The sequence below is a fragment of the Janthinobacterium glycogeni genome (genome assembly GCF_051380725.1).
GTDB lineage: Bacteria > Pseudomonadota > Gammaproteobacteria > Burkholderiales > Burkholderiaceae_D > Janthinobacterium.
This window is the reverse complement of record NZ_JBNYXP010000003.1, coordinates 122,107-144,003: the sequence shown is the minus strand read 5'-3', so window position 1 is coordinate 144,003 and position 21,897 is coordinate 122,107. Positions and strand designations below refer to the sequence as shown.

The following is a 21,897-nucleotide window of genomic DNA, read 5'->3' as shown; positions in this document are numbered from 1 at the left end:
GGGACACCCATGCAAATACGGCAAGCATTTGCCCACGCGCCCTGCGCCGGCAGGTCATTTCAGCTCACCCCGGTTCATTTCCGGCTGGAAAGCCTTCACCCGCCGTTGTTTTCAGGGTGGCAATCGCTTGCCTGTCACGCAACCGTCATATTTGCTGCCTAGAATCCGCCCGGTTCCTTCCCCCTAACCGAGCTCTTCATGAAAACCATGCACACTTCCTTCCCCTCCCCGCTGCGCCTGACGGCCCTGTCCCTGGCCATCATGGCCGTCTTCAGCGGCGCTAGCCAAGCACAGGCACAGGACGACGGCCAGCCGGCAGCCACCGTGGTCGTCAGCGGCCAGCGCGCCAGCCTGCGCAACGCCATCGCCGCGCAAGAGAAAGCCGACAACATCATCAGCGTCATCAGCAGCGACGATATCGGCGGCTTGCCCGATAAAAACGCGGCCGAGGCGCTGGCGCGCTTGCCGGGCGTGTCCGTGCAGCGCGACCAGGGCGAAGGCCGCTACATCACGGTGCGCGGCCTGGGGCCGGACCTGAACGCCGTCACCATCAACGGCGCGCTGGTGCCGTCGCCGGAAGCGGGCCGCCGCGCCGTGGCGCTCGACATCCTGCCTGCCGGCCTGATCCGCACGCTGGAAGTCTCGAAGACCTTGCTGCCGGAAATGGACGCCAACTCGCTGGGCGCCACCATCGAAGTCAAATCGCTGTCTGCCTTCGACTTGCCGGGCAAGCTGCTGTCGGCCAACGTGGCCGCCAGCCATGATGAAAAGACGGGCAAGACCAGCCCCAGCGGCGGCGTCCTGTGGGCCCAGCGCTTTCTCGACGGCAAACTGGGCGTGGCCGCCGGCCTGAGCGCGGAAAAGCGTTCGTTCGGCTCCGATGACGTGGAAACGGGCGGCGCCTGGAGCAAGGGTAAATTGTCGGGCCTGGAATTGCGCGACTATCTGCCGGTGCGCAAGCGCGGCGCCCTGGCCGTCAACCTCGACTACCGCCCCGAAGCGGGCAACAGCTGGTTCCTGCGCTCGTTCGTCAGCGAATTTTCCGACGATGAAGTGCGCGACCGCCTGACCATCAGCAATATCGCCGGCGGCAGCCTGGCCGAAGAGCAGACGGCCAGCGCGCGCGCCGAGCGCCGCATCCGCCAGCGCAAGTACACGCAGCAAGTGCGTTCGCTCGTGCTGGGCACGCAGCAGAAATCGGGCGACTGGACGCTGGACGTGAAAGGCGGCCTGAGCCGCGCCACGGAGGACACGCCGGAGTCCTTGAACGACGGCCGTTTCCGCGGCATCAGCAATTTCGCCGGCATCAGTTTCAATGGCACCGAGCAACCATTGTTGAGCGGCCCCGCCTCGCTGTACGACCCGGCCAGCTACGCCCTCAACGCCATCACCCTGCAAAAGCGCTACTCGAAGGACAATGAGCACCATGCACGCATCGACCTGGCGCGCAAGTTCGACATCGCCACCCTGAAATTCGGCGCCAAAGTCAGCCGCCGCGAAAAAACCAATGACACGGATCAATGGGCGTATAACAGCAGCAAGACGTCGAGCGGCAATTACTGGGGCGCCGGTTCCACCTCGATGAGCGCCTTCGTGCAAGGCCACAATCTCGACTACGACCTGGGCAACATCGGCGTGGCGCTGGACCCGGCCCTGATACGCGCCCGCGTGGCCGGCCTGGACCGCAGCAAGGCGCGCCTGAGCACGGAATCGATCATCAACGATTACCGCATGCATGAAGACATCAACGCCATGTATGTGCAGAACAGCTATGACTTCGATGCCTGGCACATCCTTGGCGGCGTGCGCGCCGAGCGCACCAGTTTCGAAGCAGCCGGCTCGCAGGTGGACAGCGCCGGCGTGGCCACGGCGTTGACGCGCGAACGTTCGTACACCAACTGGCTGCCGAACCTGCAAGCCCGTTATGACCTCGATCAAAAAACCAGCGTGCGGGCCGCCTGGACGCAAGCCGTCGTGCGCGCCAACTTCAGCCAGCTGGCGCCCGGCATCAGCCTGGCCAGCAACACGGAAGCCGTGATCGGCAACCCGGACTTGAAACCGCTGAAAGCGAACAACCTGGACCTGGGCGTCGAAAGGGTGCTGGGCAACGACGGCGTGATGTCGGCCTACGGCTTCTACAAGGACATCAAGAATTTCACCTACACGACCAACCTGGCCGGCACGGGAGCATGGGCTGGCTACACGACGGCCACCTCGTATGCGAACGGCGACGCGGCGAAAGTCAAAGGTATCGAACTGGCCTACATGCAGCCGCTGCGCATGCTGCCGGCGCCCTTCAACAAGTTTCTCGTGGGCGTGAACGGCACCCTGAGCACCTCGCGCGCGCAAATCGGCCGCTACGACAAGGCGGGCAAACAGCAGATGAACCGCGACATCCGTCTGCCGGGCCAGTCGAACCAGGTCATGAACCTGATGCTGGGCTATGAAACGGGGCCCGTCAGCGCCCGTCTGGCCCTCAATTACAAGTCGCCCTACCTGCTGGAAATGGGCGGCGATATCCTCGACCAAAGCCAGGACCGTATCGTGGACAGCCAGAAACAGCTCGATTTCTCGCTGTCGTACCAGATCAACAAGCAGTTCCAGGTGACGTTCGAGGCAGCCAACCTGAACAACGAGAAATACTATGTCTACCAGGGCACGAAGCAATACAACGTGCAAAACGAACAATACGGCCGCACTTTCAAGGTGAGCCTGAAAGCCAGCGCCTTCTGATGATGATTTCCAATACCATGAAAAAAACCGTACTCTGCAGCGCTTTGCTGGCGGCCTTTTGCCTCGGCGGCATCGCGCAGGCCGCGCCCGCCGCCGCTGTCCCTTCCTTCACGCAGGAAGCGGAAGAACTGGCGCGCCTGCCCGGCGGCGGCTGGCTGACTTTGGACAAGCAGGGCTTGCATTTGTTCAACGCGGCCGGCCAGGAGCAGGACCGCATCGCCGTGCGCGCCAAGCAGCTCGACACGCGCATCGATGGCGGCAAGGTGCTGGCCGTCTTCCTGGAAGCGGACACGCAGCGCCCGCTGCCCGTATCCGTGAATGTGCAGGCCGGCAAGCTGGTGAAACTGTCGCCGTTTCCCGTTCCCACCTTTTCCGTCGAAGCGTCGTGCCTGTACCGCGACGCCCAGCAGCTGGCCCATCTGTTCTTGATCGGCAAGGATGGGCAAGCGGAACAGTGGGTGATGCAGGGCGAGCAGCGCAGCCTGGTGCGCAAACTGGCCTTGCCGCCGCACGCGAAACATTGCCGCGCCGACGATGGCGCCCGGCGCCTGCTGGTGAGCGAGTCCAACATGGGCGTGTGGGCGTATGACGCCGACTCCGAAGGCATGGGCAAGCGCGAAGTGGTGGCCCTGCGCAAGCCATACGGCCAGGTCGACGGCGGCGCCGGCGCCCTGGCCGTGCTGCCGGGCGGCGTGGCCGTGCTCGACGGCAAGGCGGACAAACTGCACCTGTACACCCATCAGGGAGATACCTGGACGGCGCAGCCAGCCCAGGCGGTCGCCTTGAACGTGCGCAAGGGCGACAGCCAGCTCGCGCTGGACAAGGACTCCTTGCTATTGCGCGGCAAGAACGGTTGGCAGGCGCGGTCCTTGAAATGGACAGGCAAGGCGGAAACCCAACCGGCGGTGGCCATCATTGCCCCGCAAGCGCAGACGGAGCCGATGGCGCGCCAGGGCGATGCGGCCGACGATCCGGCCATCTGGCTGTCCAGCAACCCCGCCGACGCCCGCATCCTCGGCACCAACAAGAAACAGGGGCTGCTCGTCTACGACCTGCAAGGCAAGCAGACGCAGCTGCTGGAAGTGGGACGCCTGAACAACGTCGACGTGCGGCAGAACATCCAGTTCGGCGGCAGCAAGGTCGACCTGGCCGTGGCCACCCAGCGCGACGACAACAGCATGATGTTATTTACCATCAATGCCGGCGGCGAGGTGGCGGAAGCGGGCCGCTTCCCGACCGGCCTGAAAAGCATCTACGGCATGTGCTTGTATCAGCCGGCCAGCGGCGGCGTGCAAGCGTTCATCAACGACAAGGACGGCACCTTCCAGCAGTACAGCATTGGCCTGGAAGGCAACAAATTCAGTGCGACTCTGTTGCGCAGCTTCAAGGTTGATACCCAACCGGAAGGCTGCGTGGCCGACGACGCCAACGCCAGACTGTTCCTGGGCGAGGAAACGCGCGGCGTGTGGACCACCTCGGCCGACGCCGCCAGGCCGGACGCCCTCGCGATGGTCTTGCCCGTCGGCCCGCACCTGACGGCCGATGTGGAAGGCATGGCCATCTATCGCCAGCCTGGCGCCAAGGCCAACACGGGCTACCTGATCGTCTCCAGCCAGGGCGACAGCAGCTACGTGGTGCTCGACGCGCAAGCGCCGTACAAGGTGCGGGGCCGCTTCAAGGTGGGCTTCAACCTGCCCGCCGGCATCGACGGCACCTCGGAAACGGACGGCCTCGACGTCACCTCCGCCAACCTGGGCGGCGCGTACGCGCAAGGCATGCTGGTGATCCAGGACGGCTACAAGCGCCTGCCCGATGGGCCGCAGAACTTCAAGTATGTGGCATGGGCGGATGTGGCGAAGGCCTTGAAGCTGGACTAGTGACACGGGGGAGGCCTGCGCAGGCCGCCCCTGCCGCCGCGCGACAGACAGGCGCTACGCCGCGCGCGCCAGATCGATGACGAAGGGCAGGCTGTCGCCAAAAAAATCCACCTTGCCCGTCAGCGCCAGCCGATGCACCGACAGTTCCACCAGGCACAGGTCTACCACATCGCGGTATTCCATCATGTAGAGACTGCATTCACAGTCCGTACTGCTGGCATCGACGGCCAGCCCATGCAGGGGCGCGGCAGCCGTTCCCGCGACGAGCAAACCGTGCAAAGAGAATGACGGCGGATACAGCGCCCACGACCACGGTGCGTCGTCGTCTTCCGTCAGCCGCATGAACTCCTCATCGTCGGCCTCGACCGTGATATTAATTTCCCGCATGCCATTGGCAAGTGCCGCCACGCTGATACTGGATTTTGCGGCATCCACGGTAAAATTGGTGTCGCCGATACTAAATACATGCATTCAACACTACTCCATCGTAACAAGTCAGGGCACGGCGGCACGCACGGAAAGCGTTCCCGTCGCGCCCGGCTGGGTCAAGGACATGCGCAGCACCCAGCTGTACTTGAGCCGCCCCTCACGCAAGATGGCGTAAGACGAGGTCGCCATATCGCCCTGCCTGTCCTCGGCTTTCTGCATCACGGTGTAGCCGGTGCTCGCCGGAGGAAGCCACCGTTCAAACTCGCGCTTCAAGTCGGCTGGAGCTATCTGTTTCACCACAACGGCGCAGGTTTGCGGCTGCGTGGCAACTACCGTAAAGCGGCCGCCTGTTTCGCTCGTGGACCAGGACTTGCCAGGCACATCATCCGGCAGTGCCCACGCCTCTTTTGACGTCACCTCGACCAGCTTCACACGCCTGACTGCCGTTTCGATCTGCTGTACATCCCCTTGAGAAGGCACGCAAACGCCGAGAAACAACTGCATCGCCAATTTTTCAACGGTTTCAGGCTCTGCCGCGCGGACGCCGCAACTGCCCCCCAAGGCGAACGCCAATATTGTGCATCCGACGAGTTTCTTCCCGTATTGCCCCTTAACTGCTTCTCTCATTGGTTCCCTCATTTGCGCCATCAAGCCGCACCGGCAAGCAGGCAGGCAAAGCGCTGTGCCAGCATGGTCCATCGCTCCCGGAGACCGGCCTCGGCGTTGAATGCCGAGGCCTTGCAATAGGCAAGCAGCTCTTCGCAACGCGTCTTGCTTAGCGAAATATTCCCCGATTCCATACAGGCATCCATGCCGCAGCATGCGCCGGCAAGGTACACGTCGAGATAAGCGACGCCACCGCGCTGCAGCAGTTCCTGCGCCAATTCAGCCACCACGCTCTTGACGCACCAGGCTTCCTTCGCCCACTGCGTCTCCGCGCGATACAGGGCGGCAATCAGCGGCAAGGAGCATGCCTGCGCATGCTCTTCGAAATAGTCGCCTATGACGGTGCGAAACGCCATGTTGGCATCGTCGAAATCGGCCCCATGCCTGCCATTCCAGGCAAAGGCAATTTTCGCTTCGGATGAGGGGGTATAGGATGCAACGAAATCCACTGCCAGTGCTGTCATATTCTCAATTCATGCAGATTCAGGCTCTGCCCATTCCCGTGGGCTGCTTGCCAGCCAGCGGCCATGCGCGGGCAATCCATCAATCGCCCTGCTGTTGCCAAAACGCCTTGCCGCCCTTGATATAGATCAAGGCACTGGCAGACCCCTCTTTCGCCACCACGATTCCATCCGTTTTCAGCTTGAGGGATTTTTCATGATAGCTGTGCTGCAACGATCCCTTGTCTTCCACCTGCCACACTTCCAGCCAGGCGAAATCGTCGCCGCCGCTGGAGAAGGCATGTCCGGCACCGACGATGAAGGGCGCCGTCTTTTGCCTGAACAGGAAGGCGATGCCCTCCTTCTTGCTGTCCTTGTTCCTGACGAGCACGGCCAGATCACCTTTGCCATCGCCATCGAAATCGCCGCGCAGGACAAACGGGTTCATGCGCGCACTCACTTCGATCGCTTCGCGTTTGGCCAGACTATCGAGCTGTTGCGTTGCCCAGCCCGGCAATTGCGCCTGCGGCGGCAAGGCCTGTGCTCCAGCCATGCCGGCGGCAAACACCAAGGCGACGGTCACTGCCATGCTTTTGCAATTCATAGAGCGGCTCCATTAGAGACAAAGAATCGGTGGCGGCACCCCACTGTTCCGTGGAGTACTGGCAGAATAACATTATCAGAAAATACTTGCACTATTACAACAGTGTCCGCTCCGCTTTGCAGCCAGTACGGGCGGATAAATGCCGTCCGTTGCTGATCTGCCAGCGACTAGCAGCCTGTTGCATATTAAAATGGCGCCCCATGACCTCCCCCACCTCGACCTCTTCCCTCCCCGACAGCATCCTGCTCCCTTCCCTGGCCGTACTGGGAGGGCAGATTTCCGTCAATCTGGGGGCGGCGATTGCGAAGAATCTGTTTCCCGTCATCGGCGTGGAAGGAATTACGGCGTACCGCGTGGGGTTTTCGGCACTGATCCTGCTGGCCATCTTCCGGCCCTGGCGCTACCGGCTGACGCGCAAGGATGTGCTGAATTTGCTGGTCTACGGTTCCGTGCTGGGGCTGATGAATTTATTGATCTACCGGGCGTTTGCGTTGATACCGATCGGCATCGCCGTGGCCATCGAGGTGACGGGGCCGCTGGCCGTGGCCATGCTGTCGTCACGGCGGCCGCGCGACTTGCTGGCCGTGGCGTGCGCCGTGTTCGGCTTGTATTTACTGTTGCCGCTGCAGGGTAGTCCGGGCAGCCTGGACCCTGTCGGCGTGGCCTACGCGCTGGGCGCGGCGCTGTGCTGGGCGCTGTACATCATCTTCGGCAAGCGCGCTTCGACCTTGCAAGGCGGCCAAGCCGTGGCCTGGGGCATGACGGTGGCGGCCATGGTGACCGTGCCCATCGGCGTCGTGTATTCGGGCACGGCCCTGCTGGCGCCGTCGATTGCCTTGATGGGCCTGGCCATAGCCATGCTCTCCAGCGCCCTGCCGTATTCGCTGGAAATCTTTGCCTTGCGCCGCCTGCCGCAAGGGGTGTTCGGCATGTTCAGCAGCGCGGCGCCGGCCGTCAGCGCGCTGGCCGCCATGGCCGTGCTGGGAGAATTGCTGAGCCTGACCCAGTGGCTGGCCATCGCCTGCATCGTGTTCGCGTCGGCCATGGCGGCGCTGGGCGCACAGGGCGGCAAGCGCTAGCGGTATTGCGTCCATCGTGCGCCGCTTCCAAGGCTCCATGTTGTGCTGGCGGGCAGGTTTTGACGTGCGCCTGTAAAATGCGTCATCGCTTGCCACGCATTGCATGCCCGCCTCACCGATGACCTCCACCTTTCTTTGTCGCCTGCTCTCCCCTCTGGCCGCTGCAACCCTGCTGCTGGCGCCGGCAGCCGTAGCGCAGGCTGGCGCTCCTGTCCCCCTCACCGGCAACGCCGAGGCGGGCAAGGCAGCATTTCGCAAATGCGCTTCCTGCCATCAGGTGGGACCATCGGCGCGCGGCGGTTTCGGCCCCAAGCTGACGGGCGTGATCGGCCGCAAGGCCGGCGCCACCACCGACTACAAATACTCGGCGGCCATGAAAAACGCGAATATTGTCTGGACCGAGCAAAACCTGGCCGCCTTCCTCAAGGCGCCCAGCGATTTCATTCCCGGAAACAACATGCGCTTCTGGGGCATCGGCAATGCACAGCAAGTAGCCGATTTGCTGGCCTACCTGCGCACGCAGTAAGCCGTTCCATTACGCAGGCATGGAGAGGCGCACACCGCATCCGGCGCATGACGCCAGCTCAAGCCTCCAGCGCTTGCAGCACGCCCTTGCGCTTCTTGTGTGCCGCCTCATAAGCACGCAGCCGCTTGCGCTGGGCAGCGGACAGGCCATCCAGCTTGTCGCGGATCTGCGCCGCCGTCAGTTGCTGGTAGCCGGCGATGGGCAAGTCAGGCGGTGACGCATCGAAGGCAGCGCCGCCGGCTTTTTTCCGCTCCTGCGCCACCCTGGTTTCACCCGACTGCGCCCTTTGCTTGTTCACGATGCGCACCGCGACCTCTTCCTCGCGGCCCGGGTAACGTTCTTCCTGCCTGAAATCCCGTTCCAGCTTCTTGAATTCGCGTTCACGCTTGGGGCTTGCACCAACAGGCATGTGTCCTCCCGTCTAGGATTTGGCCGGGAACTTGCGCAGGCACAGGTAAATGGAATACAGCGCCGCCAGTCCCACCAGCACGTACACGCCGCGCGAAGCCGCCGTCATGGCACCGAGGATGCGGGCCACGATGTCGATATCGAACAGGCCCACCAACGCCCAGTTCAAGCCGCCCACAATCAAGAGGATCATGGAGATCCAGTCGACCACGTTCAAGCGCTTTGCCGACATTTCCTGTTTTGCCGCACCGTCCGATCCTGCCTGGATATTCGCCATATCAGCCTCCTGTAAGAAGAAAGGACCCGCCGCCGGGTCTATCAAACAACAGTGTAGGCGCGGCACCGGCACACGCCAGTCGGACGATGCCGGGTATCGAGGTAGGACGGCTCTGTAATAAGACAGGTAATTTTATCTGGCAACAAGCCAGCCCACGGTGGCGGGCGGCGGCATCATGCGGTCCTTGCGATGCCTGAGTTCCCCTTGCCAGTTCATTGCTGCAGGTGCTTGTACATGATGGTGGTGGCGTCCAGCCGGTCGCCGGCAGGCGCCAGCGCATAGCCGGGGATGCTGCCCGCCACCATGTAGCCGAGCGACAGGTACAGCGGTTCCGCATGGTCGCCGCTGCGCGTGTCCAGGGTCAGCAAGCTGCGCGGCAAGAGGCGCGCCTGCGCTTCCAGCGCCTGCATCAGCTGGCGCGCAAGGCCGCGCCGGCGGAAAGCGGGCGCGACCAGCAACTTGCGCACTTCGGCCCGGTGCCCCTGGTTGGGATTGGTGTCCCAATCCAGCTGCACGGCGCCCGCCACCCTGCCTTCCACTTCGGCCACCATCAGCAGGCGCACGCCGCGCGTGACGGCCGGCAACACATTGTCCGTCCAGAACGCCTGGCTGGCCGCCATATCGAAGGGCAAGATAAAACCGATGCTGGCGCCGTCGTGCACGCAGTCTTGCAGCAGCGCGCCCAGTTCCGGCAGGCGTTCGAGAATATCGGTGGATGAGAAATGGCGTAGCGACAGGGACATATCAACCTCAGACGATGAACAAAAAATAGCGGGCGCCGCTGTCGGCCGGCGTCGTAAATGCGCTGGCGCCATGCAGCTGGTAGCGCAGGCAGTCGCCCGGCAGTAAATCGTGCGAACGGTCGTCGAGCGTCACGTTGAGCTTGCCCTCCTGCAGCAGCAGATGGTGTTCCATGCCGGGCCGGGGCGAGGCGGCATAGCTGATCGTCGCGCCGGCAGCGAGCGCGCATTCGAGCGCTTCGCCGGCCAGCGCGCGCGACGGGGGCGACACGCAGCGGCGGACAAAGCCGGTGTCCGCATCCGTCCACACGGTTTGCTCAGCCCGCCGTAGCAGGGGCGGAAAATCGTCCTCCACCATGCGCAGCAGGCGCGACATGGCCAGGCCATACGCGGCGCACAGCTTGCCCAGCACCGCCGTCGTCGGGCTGACTTCGCCATTTTCCAGGCGGGATAAGGTCGCGCGGCTGACCTGGCTCATGTTCGCCAGCTGGTCCAGCGACCAGCCGCGCTCCACGCGCAACTGTTTCAGCCGCACGGCCAGCCGCTGTTCCGTATCATTCTCTGCAAATGTCGAATTTTCCATATATGGGAATTTATTCCATATAAGAAAAACAGTCAAGCCATGCGCGAGGCGTGACGGCACAGTTCCAGGAATCCCGTCAAACGGGGCGAGAGGATTTTCTTCGATTGGCGGATCAGATAGAAATTGCGCTCCAGGGGCGGCAGCATGGTTTCCAATTCCACCAATTGCCCGCTGGCCAGCAAATCGGCCACCACCACGCGCGACAAGCAGGCGATGCCCAGCCCGGCCGCCGCGCCATACTTGATCGCTTCCGAGTTGCTGAACTCGCCCGCGGCGCGCAGGTAGTGCAGATACGGCACCAGCGCCTGCTCCACGGCTTCGCGCGTACCCGAGCCCGCTTCGCGCAGCAGCCAGCCCGCCTGGTTCAGCTCCGCAAAGCTGAGAAGGTGACGCAGTTGCGCCAGCGGGTGCGCAGGCGCGGCCACGATCAGCATCTGGTCCGTCAGCCACGGCTCCACCAGCAAGCCCGCCTCGTGGCACGGCCCTTCGATCAGGCCGATATCGACACGGAATTCCGCCACGGCGGCGGCGATGTCGGCCGTGTTGGCAATCGTCACCTGCGGGATGTTGCGCCCGTACTGCTGCGCCGCCTGCGCGAGGATCTGCGGCAACAGATAAATGCCGATGGTCGTGCTGGCGCCGATCTGCAGGCTGACGGGCACGGACGGGTCGGCGCCCGCGAACTGGCGCTCGATGCTGGCGGCCGCGTCGCGCATCTGCCGCGCCTGCGGCAACAGCAGGCGGCCATTGTCGTTGAGCAGCAATCGCTTGCCCACCCGGTCGAACAGTTGCGCACCAAGCAAGGTTTCCAGTTCGTTCAGGGCCGCGCTGGTGGCCGATTGCGACAGCGCGATCAACTCGCCGGCCGCGCTGGTGCTGCCCGTGTCCGCCACGGCCAGAAAAATCTGCAGTTGCCGCAAGGTCAAAGCCATCTCATCTACCCATTAAATTGGTTGAATATACCAAAACAATCCGTTTTACCATTTAATCGACGAACTGTACAGTCTGTCCATACGAACACAGAACCATGGAGTACGGCATGTCATCCCTCTCAACGACGAATACAAACAGTGTCAACCACCGCTACGGCCGATTGCTGCCCGGCCTGCTGCTGAGCGGCGTGATCGCCTGGGGCGCCATCGCGCTGGGCAAGCTGGAATGGCTGCAAAGCCACGGCATGAGCGCCCTGACCCTGGCCATCATGCTGGGCATTGTGCTGGGCAACAGCGTGTATGGCCGCCTGGCGCCCACCTGCGGCGCGGGCGTGGCCTTTTCCAAGCAGACATTATTACGACTCGGCATCATCCTGTACGGCTTCCGCCTGACGTTCCAGGATATCGGCCAGGTGGGCCTGGCCGGCATCGCCATCGACGCGCTGGTGCTGGCGTCCACGTTCGGCCTGGCCATGCTCCTCGGCACCAGGGTGTTCAAGCTGGAACGCAACAGCGCCATCCTGATCGGCGCGGGCAGCTCGATCTGCGGCGCGGCGGCCGTGATGGCGACGGAACCCGTCGTCAAGGGACGCAGCGAGGACGTCACCGTGGCCGTCTCCACCGTCGTGGTCTTCGGCACCATCGCCATCTTTTTGTATCCATTGCTGTACCAGCTGAATCAAGACTGGCATGTGCTGTCGGCAACACCATCCGCCTTTGGCGTGTACATCGGCTCGACCGTGCATGAAGTGGCGCAAGTGGTGGCGGCTGGAAAGTCGATCGGGCAGGAAGCGGCGAATGCGGCCGTGATCGCCAAGATGGTGCGCGTGATGATGCTGGCGCCCTTCCTCGTCATCCTGTCGGCGGTGCTGGCGCGCGGCAAGGCCAGGGCCGGCAGCGGCGACGGCAAGGCGGCCAAGCTGGCCATCCCCTGGTTCGCCTTCATCTTCATCGGCGTGGTGGCCTTCAATTCGCTGGGCCTGCTGCCAGCCAGCACCGTGGCCGCCATTACCGAGTTCGATACGGCCCTGCTGGCCATGGCCATGGCGGCTCTGGGCTTGACGACGCACATGTCGGCCATCCGCCGCGCCGGCATCAAGCCACTGCTGCTGGCCGGCCTGCTGTTTTGCTGGCTGATCGCCGGCGGCGCCGCCATCAACCACGTGGTCGCCAGCCTGTTTGCATGATGTCAAGCCGGGGCCGCTGACGCGGGAGCCGAAAACTTCGTACAATACAGTTGTTTTGACTCCGCCAATCCGGCTTCGGCCCCACCCAGGAACACCCATGCATCTCTCGAACTGGCTGCTTTTCTGCAGCGTCGCCCTGCTCGTCACGTTTTCTCCCGGCCCGGCCGTCTTGCTGGCCATCTCGAATGCCATCGCCGTCGGCCCGCGCCGCGCCATGATCAGCAGCATGGGCAATGGTTTTGGCTTGTTCATCATTTCCGGCGTAGCCATGGCCGGCATGGGCGTCGTGCTGGCCACCTCGGCCACGGCCTTCATGCTGCTGAAACTGGCTGGCGCCCTGTATCTGGTGTTCTTGGGCATCAAGCAATGGCGCAGCAAGACCAGTGTCGTGGCCGATGCGCCCGTGGTGGCCGGCGCGGCGAATCCAAATTCATTCTGGAAACTGTTCCGCCAGGGCTTGACGGTCGCGCTGACCAATCCGAAAGCCATCCTGTTCTTCTCGGCGCTGTTTCCGCAATTCATCACGCCGGGCGAACCGGTGGCCATCCAGTTCACCGTGCTGACGACCTCGTTTGTCGCCTGCGCCATGCTGGCGCACTTGTTCTACGCCAACCTGGCGCGCCTGCTGAAAACCCAGCTGGCCACGCCGGGCCGCGCCAGGCTGTTCAACCGCATTACGGGCGGCGCCTTCGTCTTGCTGGGCCTGAGCCTGCTGCGCCTGCGCAGCAAGGCCTCATAAGGTCACAGCGCCGATAGAAACGCCTCGATGCTGGCCGCCAGGGCCAGCGGGGTTTCATTCATCGGATAGTGTCCCGCATTGCCCAGCACCTCCAGCCGGGCTTGCGGGTACCACGCCAGATACGTGCGGCGCATCAAGTCCGCATTAAAACGGGGATCGTGCTCCCCCACCAGCGCCAGCAAGGGCAGGTTCGACGCCGTTCCTCGCACTTCGCCGCTGAAATCCGTCCCGCTCCACGCGAGGAAGTAGCGTGCAAACGCGGCCTGATCCGCACTTTCCCACGAGTATTGCGCCTTCCAGTCCAGCCAGGTGCCCGGCAGGCGCCCGCCCGTGCTGCGGTCGATGATGGCGCGCCGCGCCGCCACGTCGTCGGCGGCGGCAAGAAACGCCGCGCGGGCAGCCGCATCGAACGCCACGCCGCAGCTGGGCACGGGCGCCACGGCCACCAGTTTGCGCAGGCGCAAGGGCGCGAGCAAGGCCAGCCGTTCCAGCGCCATGCCGCCCATGGAGTGACCGACCACGCTGAACGTGGCAAAGCCCAGCGCATCGGCCAGGGCCAGCGCGTCGCGGGCGACCTCGTCGATCGAATACGCACCCGCCGCGCCGCGCATGCCGCCATAGCCGCGATTGTCCATAAAGACGTAGCTGAAGGCGCTGCCATCGAGGGCCGTTTCCATCGGCGCGAACGCGTGCGCGTCGCCAAACCAGCCGTGCAGGACGATGACGGCGTGCGGGCCATGGCCCACGCGATGATAGCTATTGTGCATACGCTCTCCTGAAAAAGAGTCGATGGTAAGCGCAGATCAATCGGCCCGCCTTCGATGCCAGGTCATATACTGTAGAGTATGGGCCATGAATGATTTTTATACGGAAGTGCCGCGCTCCTTGATTGCCACCGCGCGCGACTATGCCCCCGGCGAGATATTTCCCAGTCACAGCCATGTGCGCGGGCAATTCGCGTATGCGGCGCGCGGGGTCATCAGCGTGCACACGCCGCAAGGCAACTGGCTCGTGCCGCCGCAACGCGCTTGCTGGGTACCTGCCGGACTCGTCCACGGCATGCGCATGCATGGCGCCGTGACCATGCACAATGTGTTTATCGATCCTCCCGCCATCGCCGGGGCCGGCTTGCCGTCCCACTGCCAGGTGCTGGACGCCTCGCCGCTGCTGCGCCAGTTGCTGGCCGAAGCGGTGACCGTGGAAGCCCTGTACGTGGAACAATCGCGCGCCGGACGGCTGATGGCCTTGCTGCTCGACGAGATCGCCGCTGCCCGCCCCCTGCCCCTGAGCGCGCCCCTGCCGCAGGAAGCGCGGCTGGCGCGGCTGTGCATGGACTTGCTGCGGCAACCGAGCCTGGACAGCAACCTGGACGCGATGGCGGCGCAGGCGGGCATGAGCCGGCGCACCTTTACGCGGCAATTCCGCGCCCAGACGGGTCTCGGCTTTGCCCAGTGGCGCCAGCAGGCGTGTCTGCTGGCCGCCATCACCCGCATGGCCGACGGGCAAGCCGTCACGCGCGTGGCGCTCGACCTCGGCTATGCCAGTCCCAGCGCCTTCACGGCCGCCTTCCGCCGCGTGCTGGGCCAGACGCCCAGCGACTATTTAACCTAGTCGATGATGGCGGCGATGCGCTGCGACAACGCCTGCGCCAGTTTCTGCACATGATAGCCGTCGACAAAGCCATGGTGGGCCTGGGCGGAAAACGGTATGCGCATGCGCCCGTCCTGCTGTGCGGGGCCGAATTTGCCCCAGGTAAAGGTCGGGATATCGGCGTCGCGGTGGCGGTGGATCGGGTGCTCGATGGCTGCCAGTTCCAGCCAAGGCAGGCAGGTGATAAAGATATTGTTGCGCTGCTCGCGCTCGGTCTCCCCCTCGCCCGTATTGATCAGCGCAGAACTCGCTTCGGCGATACGTTTGGCTGCCAGGCTGCGTTCGATGAACAGGTCTAACTGGTCCGTCATCGTAAAACGCGTGTAATTGAGGTTGTCGTCGCCGTTGATGACGGTGTACGAGGCGGGAAACTCGTCGATCCTGATCACTTCGCCCTGGTAGATGCGGTACATGAATTGATCGATGTCCCTGACCGTATTGAGCAGGCAGAACAGGAAAAAATGAAACACGGGAATTTTCCGTTCCTTGCACCAGGGCCGGAAGTCCGGCACGTCGAGCTGGAAATTGATGTTGACGAGGGGATTGTCAAACGCCCGGAACAAGTCATAGCGGTCGCGCCGCTTTTCAAAATTTTTCATGCGGCGAGTGTAGACGATGGGGGTGCTGGCGGGCAAGTTACGCCACACCGGCAGCGCTGCCCGCCAAAATTTCCCGGGCCACCTCCGCCACGCCTTCTTCCAGCTCGCCAGCCGTTGGCGCCAGGGCGAAACGGGTCAATTCCCCGTCCACGGAGGCAGCAAGCCCGGGGGAATGGCGCACGATGCCCAGCAAAACAACATATTTCCACTGTTCATCGTCACTGGCCAGCACCGTCTTGATATACGGAGCCAGGCGTGGGCCGATGCCGGCCAGAAAAGGCAGGAGGATGGCGGACACGGGCCAGTTCGCATCCTGCACCCACTCGAGGATCTGCGGCATGGCGGGACGGATTTCCTCCCATGGCAAGGCGGTCAGGGCTTGCGCATTGCCCGTATCGTGTTTATCGCGCGGCAATGGCAGACTCATGCGAGGTATCCTGTCATGCTGCGCCGCCATGCGCCAGACCCCGCTGCACCTTCCACGCCAGCGGCAAGGTCAGCAGCAATACTGCCGCCAGCACCAGCAAGGCCGTATGCACGCTCGTATGGTCGCCCAGCGCGCCGAACAGCACGGGCGACAGCGCGCCGCCGCCGATGCTGCCCGTGTAGAACAGGGCAAACGCGTGCTCGCGCTTGCCGGGCTCGGCCAGTTCCGGCACCGCGCCGTACAGCACGGACGAAGTGCCATTGAGCGCCAGTCCCAGCAGGGGCAACATGGCCATGATGCCGGCCAGCGGCAGCCACAGGGCTGCGACGATGAGCAAGGACGTCATCGATTCCGTCAGCCACACGGTCTTCATCATGCCGATGCGCGCGCCCAGATAGCCGCACAGCAGCTTGCCGAAGGCGCCGCCCACGAACAGCAGAGATAAGGCCACGCCGATGCCGGCCGTGCCCGCGCCCTTGCTTTTCAGCAGGAATGGCAGGAAAGTCAAAAAGCCCATGCGCACGGCGCTGTCCAGGGTGCCCGTCGCCAGCAGCGCGCGAAAGCTTGCCTTGGAGCCGCTGCCAATGATGGGCTTGACCGCTTTCTTCTGGCTGGCCTGGATGTCTTCCGGCTTCGGCAGCAGCCACCACAGCAAGCCGGCCGCCGCCAGGCCCAGCAAGCCCAGCAAGGAGACGCTCGCTCGCCAGCTGCACACCAGCAACAGCAAGCCCACCAGGGCGGGGATCAGGGTCTTGCCGATATCGCCCGCAAAGTTGTAGTGCGACAGCGCTTCCTTCACGCCGCCGCCCGCCTCATGCGTGTCGGTGACGATGGACGAGGCCAGTGGATGCTGCGTGCTGGCGCCCAGGCCACCCAGCAGCAAGGCGATCAGCAGCACGGCCAGGCCGCCCGCCTGCCCCGCGATCAGGTAGGCGACCCCGGCCAGCGCAGTGCCGCCCACGAGCAGGCGCTCGCGGCCCCAGCGTTTCGCCATGCGGCTGGCCAGCAGCTGGAAACCGGCCATCATGCCCGAGTATGATCCGCGCAACAGGCCCACCATGGCATAGCTGATGGCAAACTGCGCCTGCCAGATGGGCAGGAGCACATAGATGACATCCGTCAAGCCGTCATGCACGGCATGCGCGCTGCAGGCGGCGAACAGCGAGCGGCGGCGGATCGATTTGTCGGCAGGGGACGAGGCGGCGGACAGCGTGGTGGCGGAGGGGTCGGTCATGACAGTGCATGCAGGAAATCAGGAGGCCAGCAGCTTACACCAAACTCGCCAGCCGCACGCTGCCGGGTCAGTCCATCAAACACCGCCAACGTAGCGTCTTCCTGCTAGCGACAAGTCAACAGGAAGAGCAGCCAGTTAGTAACATACAAACATTCATTTTTTCAAAAGTTTCCACTTGGAAATAATACATGAGCAATGTATTATCTATATTTAAATTTTCGCATGAAAAACATGAATACAATTTTGGTTAAAACGTTTGGCGGCCTGTCCAAAAAGTATTATATCCGCCAATTTTTCTTTGCCGCCTTAATGGCGGTACTGTTTTTCTGGATCGGTTCCACGGCCAACAAAACACACCCCGAAAACAGCATGCCATGGCGGCTGCTTGTGTGCGTACCCCTTTATCCCTATTCTCGCTTCGTGTATGAAAGCATTATTGAATTTATTGTTGGCGACAATGTCTTTTTTGTGAATGCCATCATGATGGTGATTGTAAAAATCGTCACCATGATTGCCTGCCTGATGTTGGCACCATTGATTGCACCTATCGGCCTGGCTTATTTATATTTCCATCACAGTCGTAAAAGCGCCTAAGCGATAACAGCACTGTTAGCCACGTGTCGGCACCGGAATCGGCCCGACTCCCCATACGTCTAACAGTCCTTGCGCCCCATCACGGCGGCGCAAGGTAGCCGGCCTTACTTGCCCATCTCATCCTTTTTCATTTCATCCTTCTTCATGCCGTCTTTTGCAATGCCATCCTTGGCCATGTGGTCCTTCTTCATGTGTTTCTTGGCCATCGGCTTTTTCATGCCGTCCTTGTCCATCGCATCCTTGTGCATGGCGTCCTTGTGCATGGCATCGGCCGATGCGTCCTTGGCCATCGGATCTTTCTTCATGGCATCCTGGGCGAACGCGGCGCCCGACATGAGGATGGCGGAAGCGAGGATGGCGGCGAAGCTGGTGATCGTGGTTTTCATGATATATCCTTGTCTCTAGGTTGGTTGGGCGAATGCCCGGTGTGAAAGCGACTGCGGTGCTACGGGTGCTGCTTGCTGATAAATAATAGGACGGCCGGGAGGTGGTCAGGGCCAGGCGCATTGCCGCAGGCAGTACGACTAGTACGACAAGGCAATGCAACGCCGCCCTGGCCAGCTCCCCGGCCTTCCTAGGAACCGCCGAACCAGTTGTAGCCCTGGTTTTCCCAATACCCTCCCGGGTAGGTATTCGTGACGAAAATAGCCTGGATGTGCTTCGGGTTCTTGTAGCCCAGCTTGGTCGGCATGCGCAATTTCATCGGGTAGCCGTATTTGGGCGGCAATGGCTGGCCATCGTACGTGAGGGCCATGATGGTTTGCGGATGCAGGGCCGTGGCCATGTCGATGCTCGTGAAATAATCGTCGGCGCACTTGAAGCCGATGTATCTGGCCGTCGTGTCGGCACCCACGCGCTTGAGGAAATGGGAAAACGGCACGCCGCCCCACTTGCCGATGGCGCTCCAGCCTTCCACGCAGATGTGGCGCGTGATCTGCGTTTCCTGCGGCAAGGCGCGCAGCTGCGGCAAGCTCCACGGCTTTCTGTCGGCGATCAAGCCGCTCAATTCCAGGCGCCAGGCGTCGCCATCGACTTCTTCCACCTCATCTTCGCCGTAATACGCGTTGAAGGGAAACGGCCGCGTGATCATGGAGTCCGGGTAAGTCGGCGCCAGTTTGGTCGGGTCGAACAGCCAGCCCTGTACCTTGTCGTTGAAGCGCGACACGGCCGTCAACGCCGTCTCGATGCTGGACGGGTCGCTGGCGTTGCAGCCGGTCAGCAAGGACAGGCCGCCCAGGGTCAGGCTGCGCTGCAGGAACAAACGCCGCGACGGCTGTTTGATCTGGCGCAAGGCGTCCGCCAGCATGGCCTGGCCCTGCTCTTGCACAATGATGGTTTTTTTCATGATCGTTTCCTTTAGCGGCCGCGCAGCATGGCGACCAGAGTGCGCGGCACCAGCGCCACCATCAGCAAGTGCACGCCGACAAAGCCCGTCAGCAGCGCCATGGCGATGAAGTGGACTCGGCGCGCGCTCTCGTAGCCGCCCAGCAGTTCACGCAAGATGGGAAACTGCACGGATTTCCACAGCACCAGACCGGACAGCACCAGCACGATGCAGTCGAGCATGACGAACAGATAGGCGGCGCGCTGCACCATGTTGTAGCGGCGCGGGTCCGCATGGGCCAGCTTGCCCTTCAGCGCGGCGATGAAATCGGCCAGCAGCGCTCGCGGCGACAGGGGAAAGAACTGGCGCCGCAGCCGTCCCGAGACGATATTGATGACCAGATACAGCAAGCCATTGCCCACCAGCAGCCACATGGCGGCGAAATGCCATTGCAGGGCGCCGCCCAGCCAGCCGCCCAGGGTCAGCGCGCGCGGCAGTTCGAACGGGAAGAATGGCGCCGCGTTATAGATGCGCCAGCCGCTGGTGGCCAGCACCACGACGGCCACGGCATTGAGCCAGTGCGTCAGGCGCAGCCAGGCGGGATGGATCACGCTCGTTTGTCCATTCATCACATCGCTCCCTTCGCGCAGGATGCCGTGCTGACGGCTTGCAGGATGGCGCTGCTGTCGGCCCGCTGCACGAAGGCCACCACTTGCAGCTGCTCCGGACGCCAGCTGGCCGGCAGGTTGACTGCGCGGCGCAGCCGGGCGCGGCCCTGCGCCAGCGCAACCGGCCCCAGCCACAGGCGCACGGCAGCATCGTGGCGCAGGGTGGCGCCGCGGTTTTCGCCGCGCAGCACGGTCGAGACGATGCCGCTTTCGCTGATGGCCACATACAGCTGGCCGTCCGTCCGCGCGTCCGGCGCGCTGGCATCGGCTTCCAGCAATAATTTTCCGTCCGGCCCCGGCGCGGCGGACAGGCGGATAGCAACGGGCGCGGCGGTCGCATTGATGCGGCGGATGGCGGACGGCAGTTGCGTATCCCAGCCGCGCAATTCCGTGCCGCCGACGAAGAACTGCGGCGTGTAAGCCACATGGCGCGGCTGGTGGCGCAGCAGCTCGGCCTGGCGCGCATCGAATTGCGCCTGCGCCAGCGGGTCCGCCCAGCCGATCTGGTCCCAGTACGTGACGTGCAGGGCCAGCGGCACGACCAGGCTGGCCGCCCCCGCTTCCTTGCGCAAGGCGTTCAGGCGCCGGTCGGCGGGCGGGCAGCTGGAGCAGCCTTCGCTGCTGTACAGTTCCACCAGCGCCGCCGTCTGCGCACCGCTTTTGACTTCGCAGCGCTGGCCGGACGCCAGTTGCGCGTACGCGGGCGCCGTCGCGGCCCACAGGCAGAGCGGAACGAGGCTGGCGGCAAGGCGGTGCTTGATATGCATGATGACTACCCGTTATAGTGAATGAAGAAACGTGCTTGCCTGTCAATTCGCCGCGATGGCCGGATTGGTTACAGTCGCCGGCAAAATTAGTGATATTTATTTTTTTCAATGCCTGTCACCAAAGGCCCGCATGCAACGAATACCAGTCAGTGAGCACCTGCATGGCACGGAATTGCGGCTGCATGGCTTGATGCTGCGCGGGCTCGAAGGCGATGCGGCGGCGTACCGCAGTTTCTTGCAAGCCAGCAGCAGCCATTTGCGCGCGTTCCTGCGGCGCCGCCTGCAACGCTGGCCGGACGAGGTGGAAGACCTGGTGCAGGAGTGCCTGCTGGCCATCCACAACCAGCGGCTGACGTATGACACGGGCGTGCCGCTGACGTCGTGGATCCATGCGATCGCGCGCTACAAAATGATCGACTGGCTGCGCCGGCATGGTCGGCGCGAGGCGCAGCATTTGCCGTATGACGAAGAAGATAGCGCGCAGGAACTGTTTTCCAGCGCCGATGCCGAGGCGGCCGAGGCCAGCCGCGACCTGGGCAAGCTGCTGGCCACCTTGCCGGTGCAGCAGCGCGACGCCATCGTGCATACCAAGCTCGATGGCTGGTCCGTGCGCGACACGGCGGCCGCCATGGGCATTTCGGAAGCCAGCGTCAAGGTGGCCGTGCATCGCGGCTTGAAGGCGCTGGCCGCCAATTTGAGGATAGAAGGACACACATCATGAAAACCGATGACTTGATCGCCATGCTGGCCAGCGGCCCCGACGTGGCCGCCGCGCCGCCCCCGGGCGCCGGCTGGCGCGCCGCCGGCACCCTGGGCGCCGGCCTGCTGGCCAGCGTGGCCCTGATGGCCATGCTGCTGGGCGTGCGCCCCAACCTGGAACAGCTGGCCCTGCTGCCCGACTTCTGGATCAAGGTGGGTTTTGTCGTCTGCGTCTGCCTGGCTGCCTGGCATGTCAGCCGCCGCCTGTGCGTGCCGGGTGCGCCGACGCGCGCCCTGCCCCTGCTGCTCGCCATGCCCCTGCTGCTGATGTGGGCGCTGGGCGCCGTCATCCTGCAGGAAGCCGCGCCCGAACAGCGCGCCGACCTGTTCTGGGGCGCCACCTGGCGCAGCTGCCCCCTGCTGATCGCCATGCTGTCGCTGCCCCTGCTGGCCGCCGTGCTGCGCCTGATGCGCACGCTGGCACCCACCCGCCTGCGCCTGGCGGGCGCGGCCGCCGGCTTCGCCGCCGGGGCCCTGGCCGCCCTCGTGTACTGCTTGCACTGCCCGGAACTGGCGGCCAGCTTCGTCGGTTTCTGGTACGTGCTGGGCATGCTGGTGCCGGCCGCCATCGGCGCCGCCATCGGCCCCAAGGTGCTGGCCTGGTAAGCCCTGGGACGCCCTTGTCAAAGAACTGAATCCGCTTTCTCTCCCCGTG

Annotated in this window: 27 protein-coding genes; 10 read left to right on the top strand and 17 right to left on the bottom strand. The window is 63.5% G+C overall.

Annotated elements, in window-relative coordinates; genetic code table 11:
• Positions 1–207 precede the first annotated feature (207 nt).
• The gene (locus ACQ4W4_RS08960) at positions 208–2,733 is read left to right on the top strand and encodes a TonB-dependent receptor (RefSeq protein ID WP_436541670.1); all 2,526 of its coding nucleotides are present in this window, start codon (positions 208–210) and stop codon (positions 2,731–2,733) included.
• Positions 2,733–4,610, top strand: a complete 1,878-nt coding sequence (locus tag ACQ4W4_RS08955; RefSeq protein WP_436541669.1) for a phytase — start codon at positions 2,733–2,735, stop codon at positions 4,608–4,610. Before ACQ4W4_RS08960 ends, ACQ4W4_RS08955 begins: the two co-directional genes overlap by 1 nt.
• A 54-nt stretch (positions 4,611–4,664) precedes the next feature.
• On the opposite strand, the gene ACQ4W4_RS08950 is transcribed toward ACQ4W4_RS08955, so the two are convergent.
• The 4 genes from ACQ4W4_RS08950 to ACQ4W4_RS08935 form a co-directional block, all read right to left on the bottom strand.
• Entirely contained in the window at positions 4,665–5,081 is a 417-nt protein-coding gene (locus ACQ4W4_RS08950) for a hypothetical protein (RefSeq protein WP_436541668.1), read from the bottom strand.
• Between the two features lie 24 nt (positions 5,082–5,105).
• Positions 5,106–5,666, bottom strand: coding sequence for an NMCC_0638 family (lipo)protein (locus ACQ4W4_RS08945; protein WP_436541667.1), 561 nt, complete (start codon positions 5,664–5,666; stop codon positions 5,106–5,108).
• Between the two features lie 20 nt (positions 5,667–5,686).
• The gene (locus tag ACQ4W4_RS08940) at positions 5,687–6,169 is read right to left on the bottom strand and encodes a hypothetical protein (protein ID WP_436541666.1); all 483 of its coding nucleotides are present in this window, start codon (positions 6,167–6,169) and stop codon (positions 5,687–5,689) included.
• A gap of 79 nt (positions 6,170–6,248) precedes the next feature.
• The gene (locus ACQ4W4_RS08935; protein WP_436541665.1) at positions 6,249–6,734 is read right to left on the bottom strand and encodes a hypothetical protein; all 486 of its coding nucleotides are present in this window, start codon (positions 6,732–6,734) and stop codon (positions 6,249–6,251) included.
• A 215-nt stretch (positions 6,735–6,949) separates the two neighbouring features.
• Here ACQ4W4_RS08935 and ACQ4W4_RS08930 point away from each other — a divergent pair, with 215 nt between their 5' ends.
• Together ACQ4W4_RS08930 and ACQ4W4_RS08925 are read left to right on the top strand one after the other, a co-directional pair.
• Complete coding sequence (locus ACQ4W4_RS08930) at positions 6,950–7,828, top strand: EamA family transporter (protein WP_436541664.1); 879 nt, start codon at positions 6,950–6,952, stop codon at positions 7,826–7,828.
• Between the two features lie 103 nt (positions 7,829–7,931).
• Complete coding sequence (locus tag ACQ4W4_RS08925) at positions 7,932–8,354, top strand: c-type cytochrome (RefSeq protein WP_436541663.1); 423 nt, start codon at positions 7,932–7,934, stop codon at positions 8,352–8,354.
• A 58-nt stretch (positions 8,355–8,412) separates the two neighbouring features.
• Here ACQ4W4_RS08925 and ACQ4W4_RS08920 read toward each other — a convergent pair whose 3' ends face one another.
• From ACQ4W4_RS08920 to ACQ4W4_RS08900, 5 genes are all read right to left on the bottom strand, one after another.
• Positions 8,413–8,763: a hypothetical protein gene (locus ACQ4W4_RS08920; protein ID WP_436541662.1), complete on the bottom strand. Its 351-nt coding sequence runs from the start codon at positions 8,761–8,763 to the stop codon at positions 8,413–8,415.
• Positions 8,764–8,775: 12 nt separating this feature from the next.
• Positions 8,776–9,039 (bottom strand): DUF378 domain-containing protein, encoded by a 264-nt coding sequence (locus ACQ4W4_RS08915; protein WP_083287945.1) that lies wholly within the window; start codon positions 9,037–9,039, stop codon positions 8,776–8,778.
• Positions 9,040–9,251: 212 nt separating this feature from the next.
• The gene (locus tag ACQ4W4_RS08910; RefSeq protein WP_436541661.1) at positions 9,252–9,782 is read right to left on the bottom strand and encodes a GNAT family N-acetyltransferase; all 531 of its coding nucleotides are present in this window, start codon (positions 9,780–9,782) and stop codon (positions 9,252–9,254) included.
• A gap of 7 nt (positions 9,783–9,789) precedes the next feature.
• Positions 9,790–10,362, bottom strand: coding sequence for a helix-turn-helix domain-containing protein (locus ACQ4W4_RS08905; protein ID WP_436541660.1), 573 nt, complete (start codon positions 10,360–10,362; stop codon positions 9,790–9,792).
• A gap of 32 nt (positions 10,363–10,394) precedes the next feature.
• Entirely contained in the window at positions 10,395–11,294 is a 900-nt protein-coding gene (locus ACQ4W4_RS08900) for a LysR family transcriptional regulator (protein WP_436541659.1), read from the bottom strand.
• Between the two features lie 107 nt (positions 11,295–11,401).
• Here ACQ4W4_RS08900 and ACQ4W4_RS08895 point away from each other — a divergent pair, with 107 nt between their 5' ends.
• Both ACQ4W4_RS08895 and ACQ4W4_RS08890 read left to right on the top strand, forming a co-directional pair.
• Positions 11,402–12,481, top strand: coding sequence for a YeiH family protein (locus ACQ4W4_RS08895; RefSeq protein ID WP_436541658.1), 1,080 nt, complete (start codon positions 11,402–11,404; stop codon positions 12,479–12,481).
• A 97-nt stretch (positions 12,482–12,578) separates the two neighbouring features.
• On the top strand, positions 12,579–13,220 hold the full coding sequence (locus tag ACQ4W4_RS08890; RefSeq protein WP_436541657.1) for a LysE family translocator: 642 nt from the start codon (positions 12,579–12,581) through the stop codon (positions 13,218–13,220).
• A gap of 2 nt (positions 13,221–13,222) precedes the next feature.
• Here ACQ4W4_RS08890 and ACQ4W4_RS08885 read toward each other — a convergent pair whose 3' ends face one another.
• Positions 13,223–13,987, bottom strand: a complete 765-nt coding sequence (locus tag ACQ4W4_RS08885) for an alpha/beta fold hydrolase (protein WP_436541656.1) — start codon at positions 13,985–13,987, stop codon at positions 13,223–13,225.
• An 85-nt stretch (positions 13,988–14,072) separates the two neighbouring features.
• Here ACQ4W4_RS08885 and ACQ4W4_RS08880 point away from each other — a divergent pair, with 85 nt between their 5' ends.
• Complete coding sequence (locus ACQ4W4_RS08880) at positions 14,073–14,831, top strand: AraC family transcriptional regulator (protein ID WP_436541655.1); 759 nt, start codon at positions 14,073–14,075, stop codon at positions 14,829–14,831.
• Here the strand turns inward: ACQ4W4_RS08880 and ACQ4W4_RS08875 are convergent.
• From ACQ4W4_RS08875 to ACQ4W4_RS08865, 3 genes are read right to left on the bottom strand one after another with little or no spacing between them, the layout of a single operon-like run.
• Positions 14,828–15,505 (bottom strand): CatA-like O-acetyltransferase, encoded by a 678-nt coding sequence (locus tag ACQ4W4_RS08875; protein ID WP_436541654.1) that lies wholly within the window; start codon positions 15,503–15,505, stop codon positions 14,828–14,830. The two genes, ACQ4W4_RS08880 and ACQ4W4_RS08875, sit on opposite strands and share 4 nt — an antisense overlap.
• 1 nt (position 15,506) lies before the next feature.
• On the bottom strand, positions 15,507–15,896 hold the full coding sequence (locus tag ACQ4W4_RS08870; protein ID WP_436541653.1) for a DUF5071 domain-containing protein: 390 nt from the start codon (positions 15,894–15,896) through the stop codon (positions 15,507–15,509).
• Positions 15,897–15,909: 13 nt separating this feature from the next.
• The gene (locus ACQ4W4_RS08865; RefSeq protein WP_436541652.1) at positions 15,910–17,130 is read right to left on the bottom strand and encodes an MFS transporter; all 1,221 of its coding nucleotides are present in this window, start codon (positions 17,128–17,130) and stop codon (positions 15,910–15,912) included.
• A gap of 231 nt (positions 17,131–17,361) precedes the next feature.
• Between ACQ4W4_RS08865 and ACQ4W4_RS08860 the strand changes: the two genes are divergently transcribed.
• A complete protein-coding gene (locus tag ACQ4W4_RS08860) occupies positions 17,362–17,724 on the top strand; it encodes a hypothetical protein (RefSeq protein WP_436541651.1) in 363 nt (120 codons plus the stop codon).
• 104 nt (positions 17,725–17,828) lie between these two features.
• Here ACQ4W4_RS08860 and ACQ4W4_RS08855 read toward each other — a convergent pair whose 3' ends face one another.
• The 4 genes from ACQ4W4_RS08855 to ACQ4W4_RS08840 form a co-directional block, all read right to left on the bottom strand.
• Entirely contained in the window at positions 17,829–18,110 is a 282-nt protein-coding gene (locus ACQ4W4_RS08855) for a pentapeptide MXKDX repeat protein (protein ID WP_436541650.1), read from the bottom strand.
• Between the two features lie 188 nt (positions 18,111–18,298).
• Positions 18,299–19,030 carry a molybdopterin-dependent oxidoreductase gene (locus ACQ4W4_RS08850; protein ID WP_436542012.1) on the bottom strand — a complete coding sequence of 244 codons (732 nt, stop codon included), beginning with the start codon at positions 19,028–19,030 and terminating at the stop codon, positions 18,299–18,301.
• Positions 19,031–19,080: 50 nt separating this feature from the next.
• Positions 19,081–19,677: a cytochrome b/b6 domain-containing protein gene (locus ACQ4W4_RS08845; RefSeq protein WP_436541649.1), complete on the bottom strand. Its 597-nt coding sequence runs from the start codon at positions 19,675–19,677 to the stop codon at positions 19,081–19,083.
• Positions 19,677–20,483, bottom strand: a complete 807-nt coding sequence (locus ACQ4W4_RS08840; RefSeq protein WP_436541648.1) for a DUF1223 domain-containing protein — start codon at positions 20,481–20,483, stop codon at positions 19,677–19,679. Before ACQ4W4_RS08840 ends, ACQ4W4_RS08845 begins: the two co-directional genes overlap by 1 nt.
• Positions 20,484–20,613: 130 nt before the next feature.
• Between ACQ4W4_RS08840 and ACQ4W4_RS08835 the strand changes: the two genes are divergently transcribed.
• Positions 20,614–21,204 (top strand): sigma-70 family RNA polymerase sigma factor, encoded by a 591-nt coding sequence (locus ACQ4W4_RS08835; RefSeq protein ID WP_436541647.1) that lies wholly within the window; start codon positions 20,614–20,616, stop codon positions 21,202–21,204.
• On the top strand, positions 21,201–21,848 hold the full coding sequence (locus ACQ4W4_RS08830; RefSeq protein ID WP_436541646.1) for an NrsF family protein: 648 nt from the start codon (positions 21,201–21,203) through the stop codon (positions 21,846–21,848). The genes ACQ4W4_RS08835 and ACQ4W4_RS08830 overlap by 4 nt, the downstream gene beginning before the upstream one ends.
• Positions 21,849–21,897 lie beyond the last annotated feature (49 nt).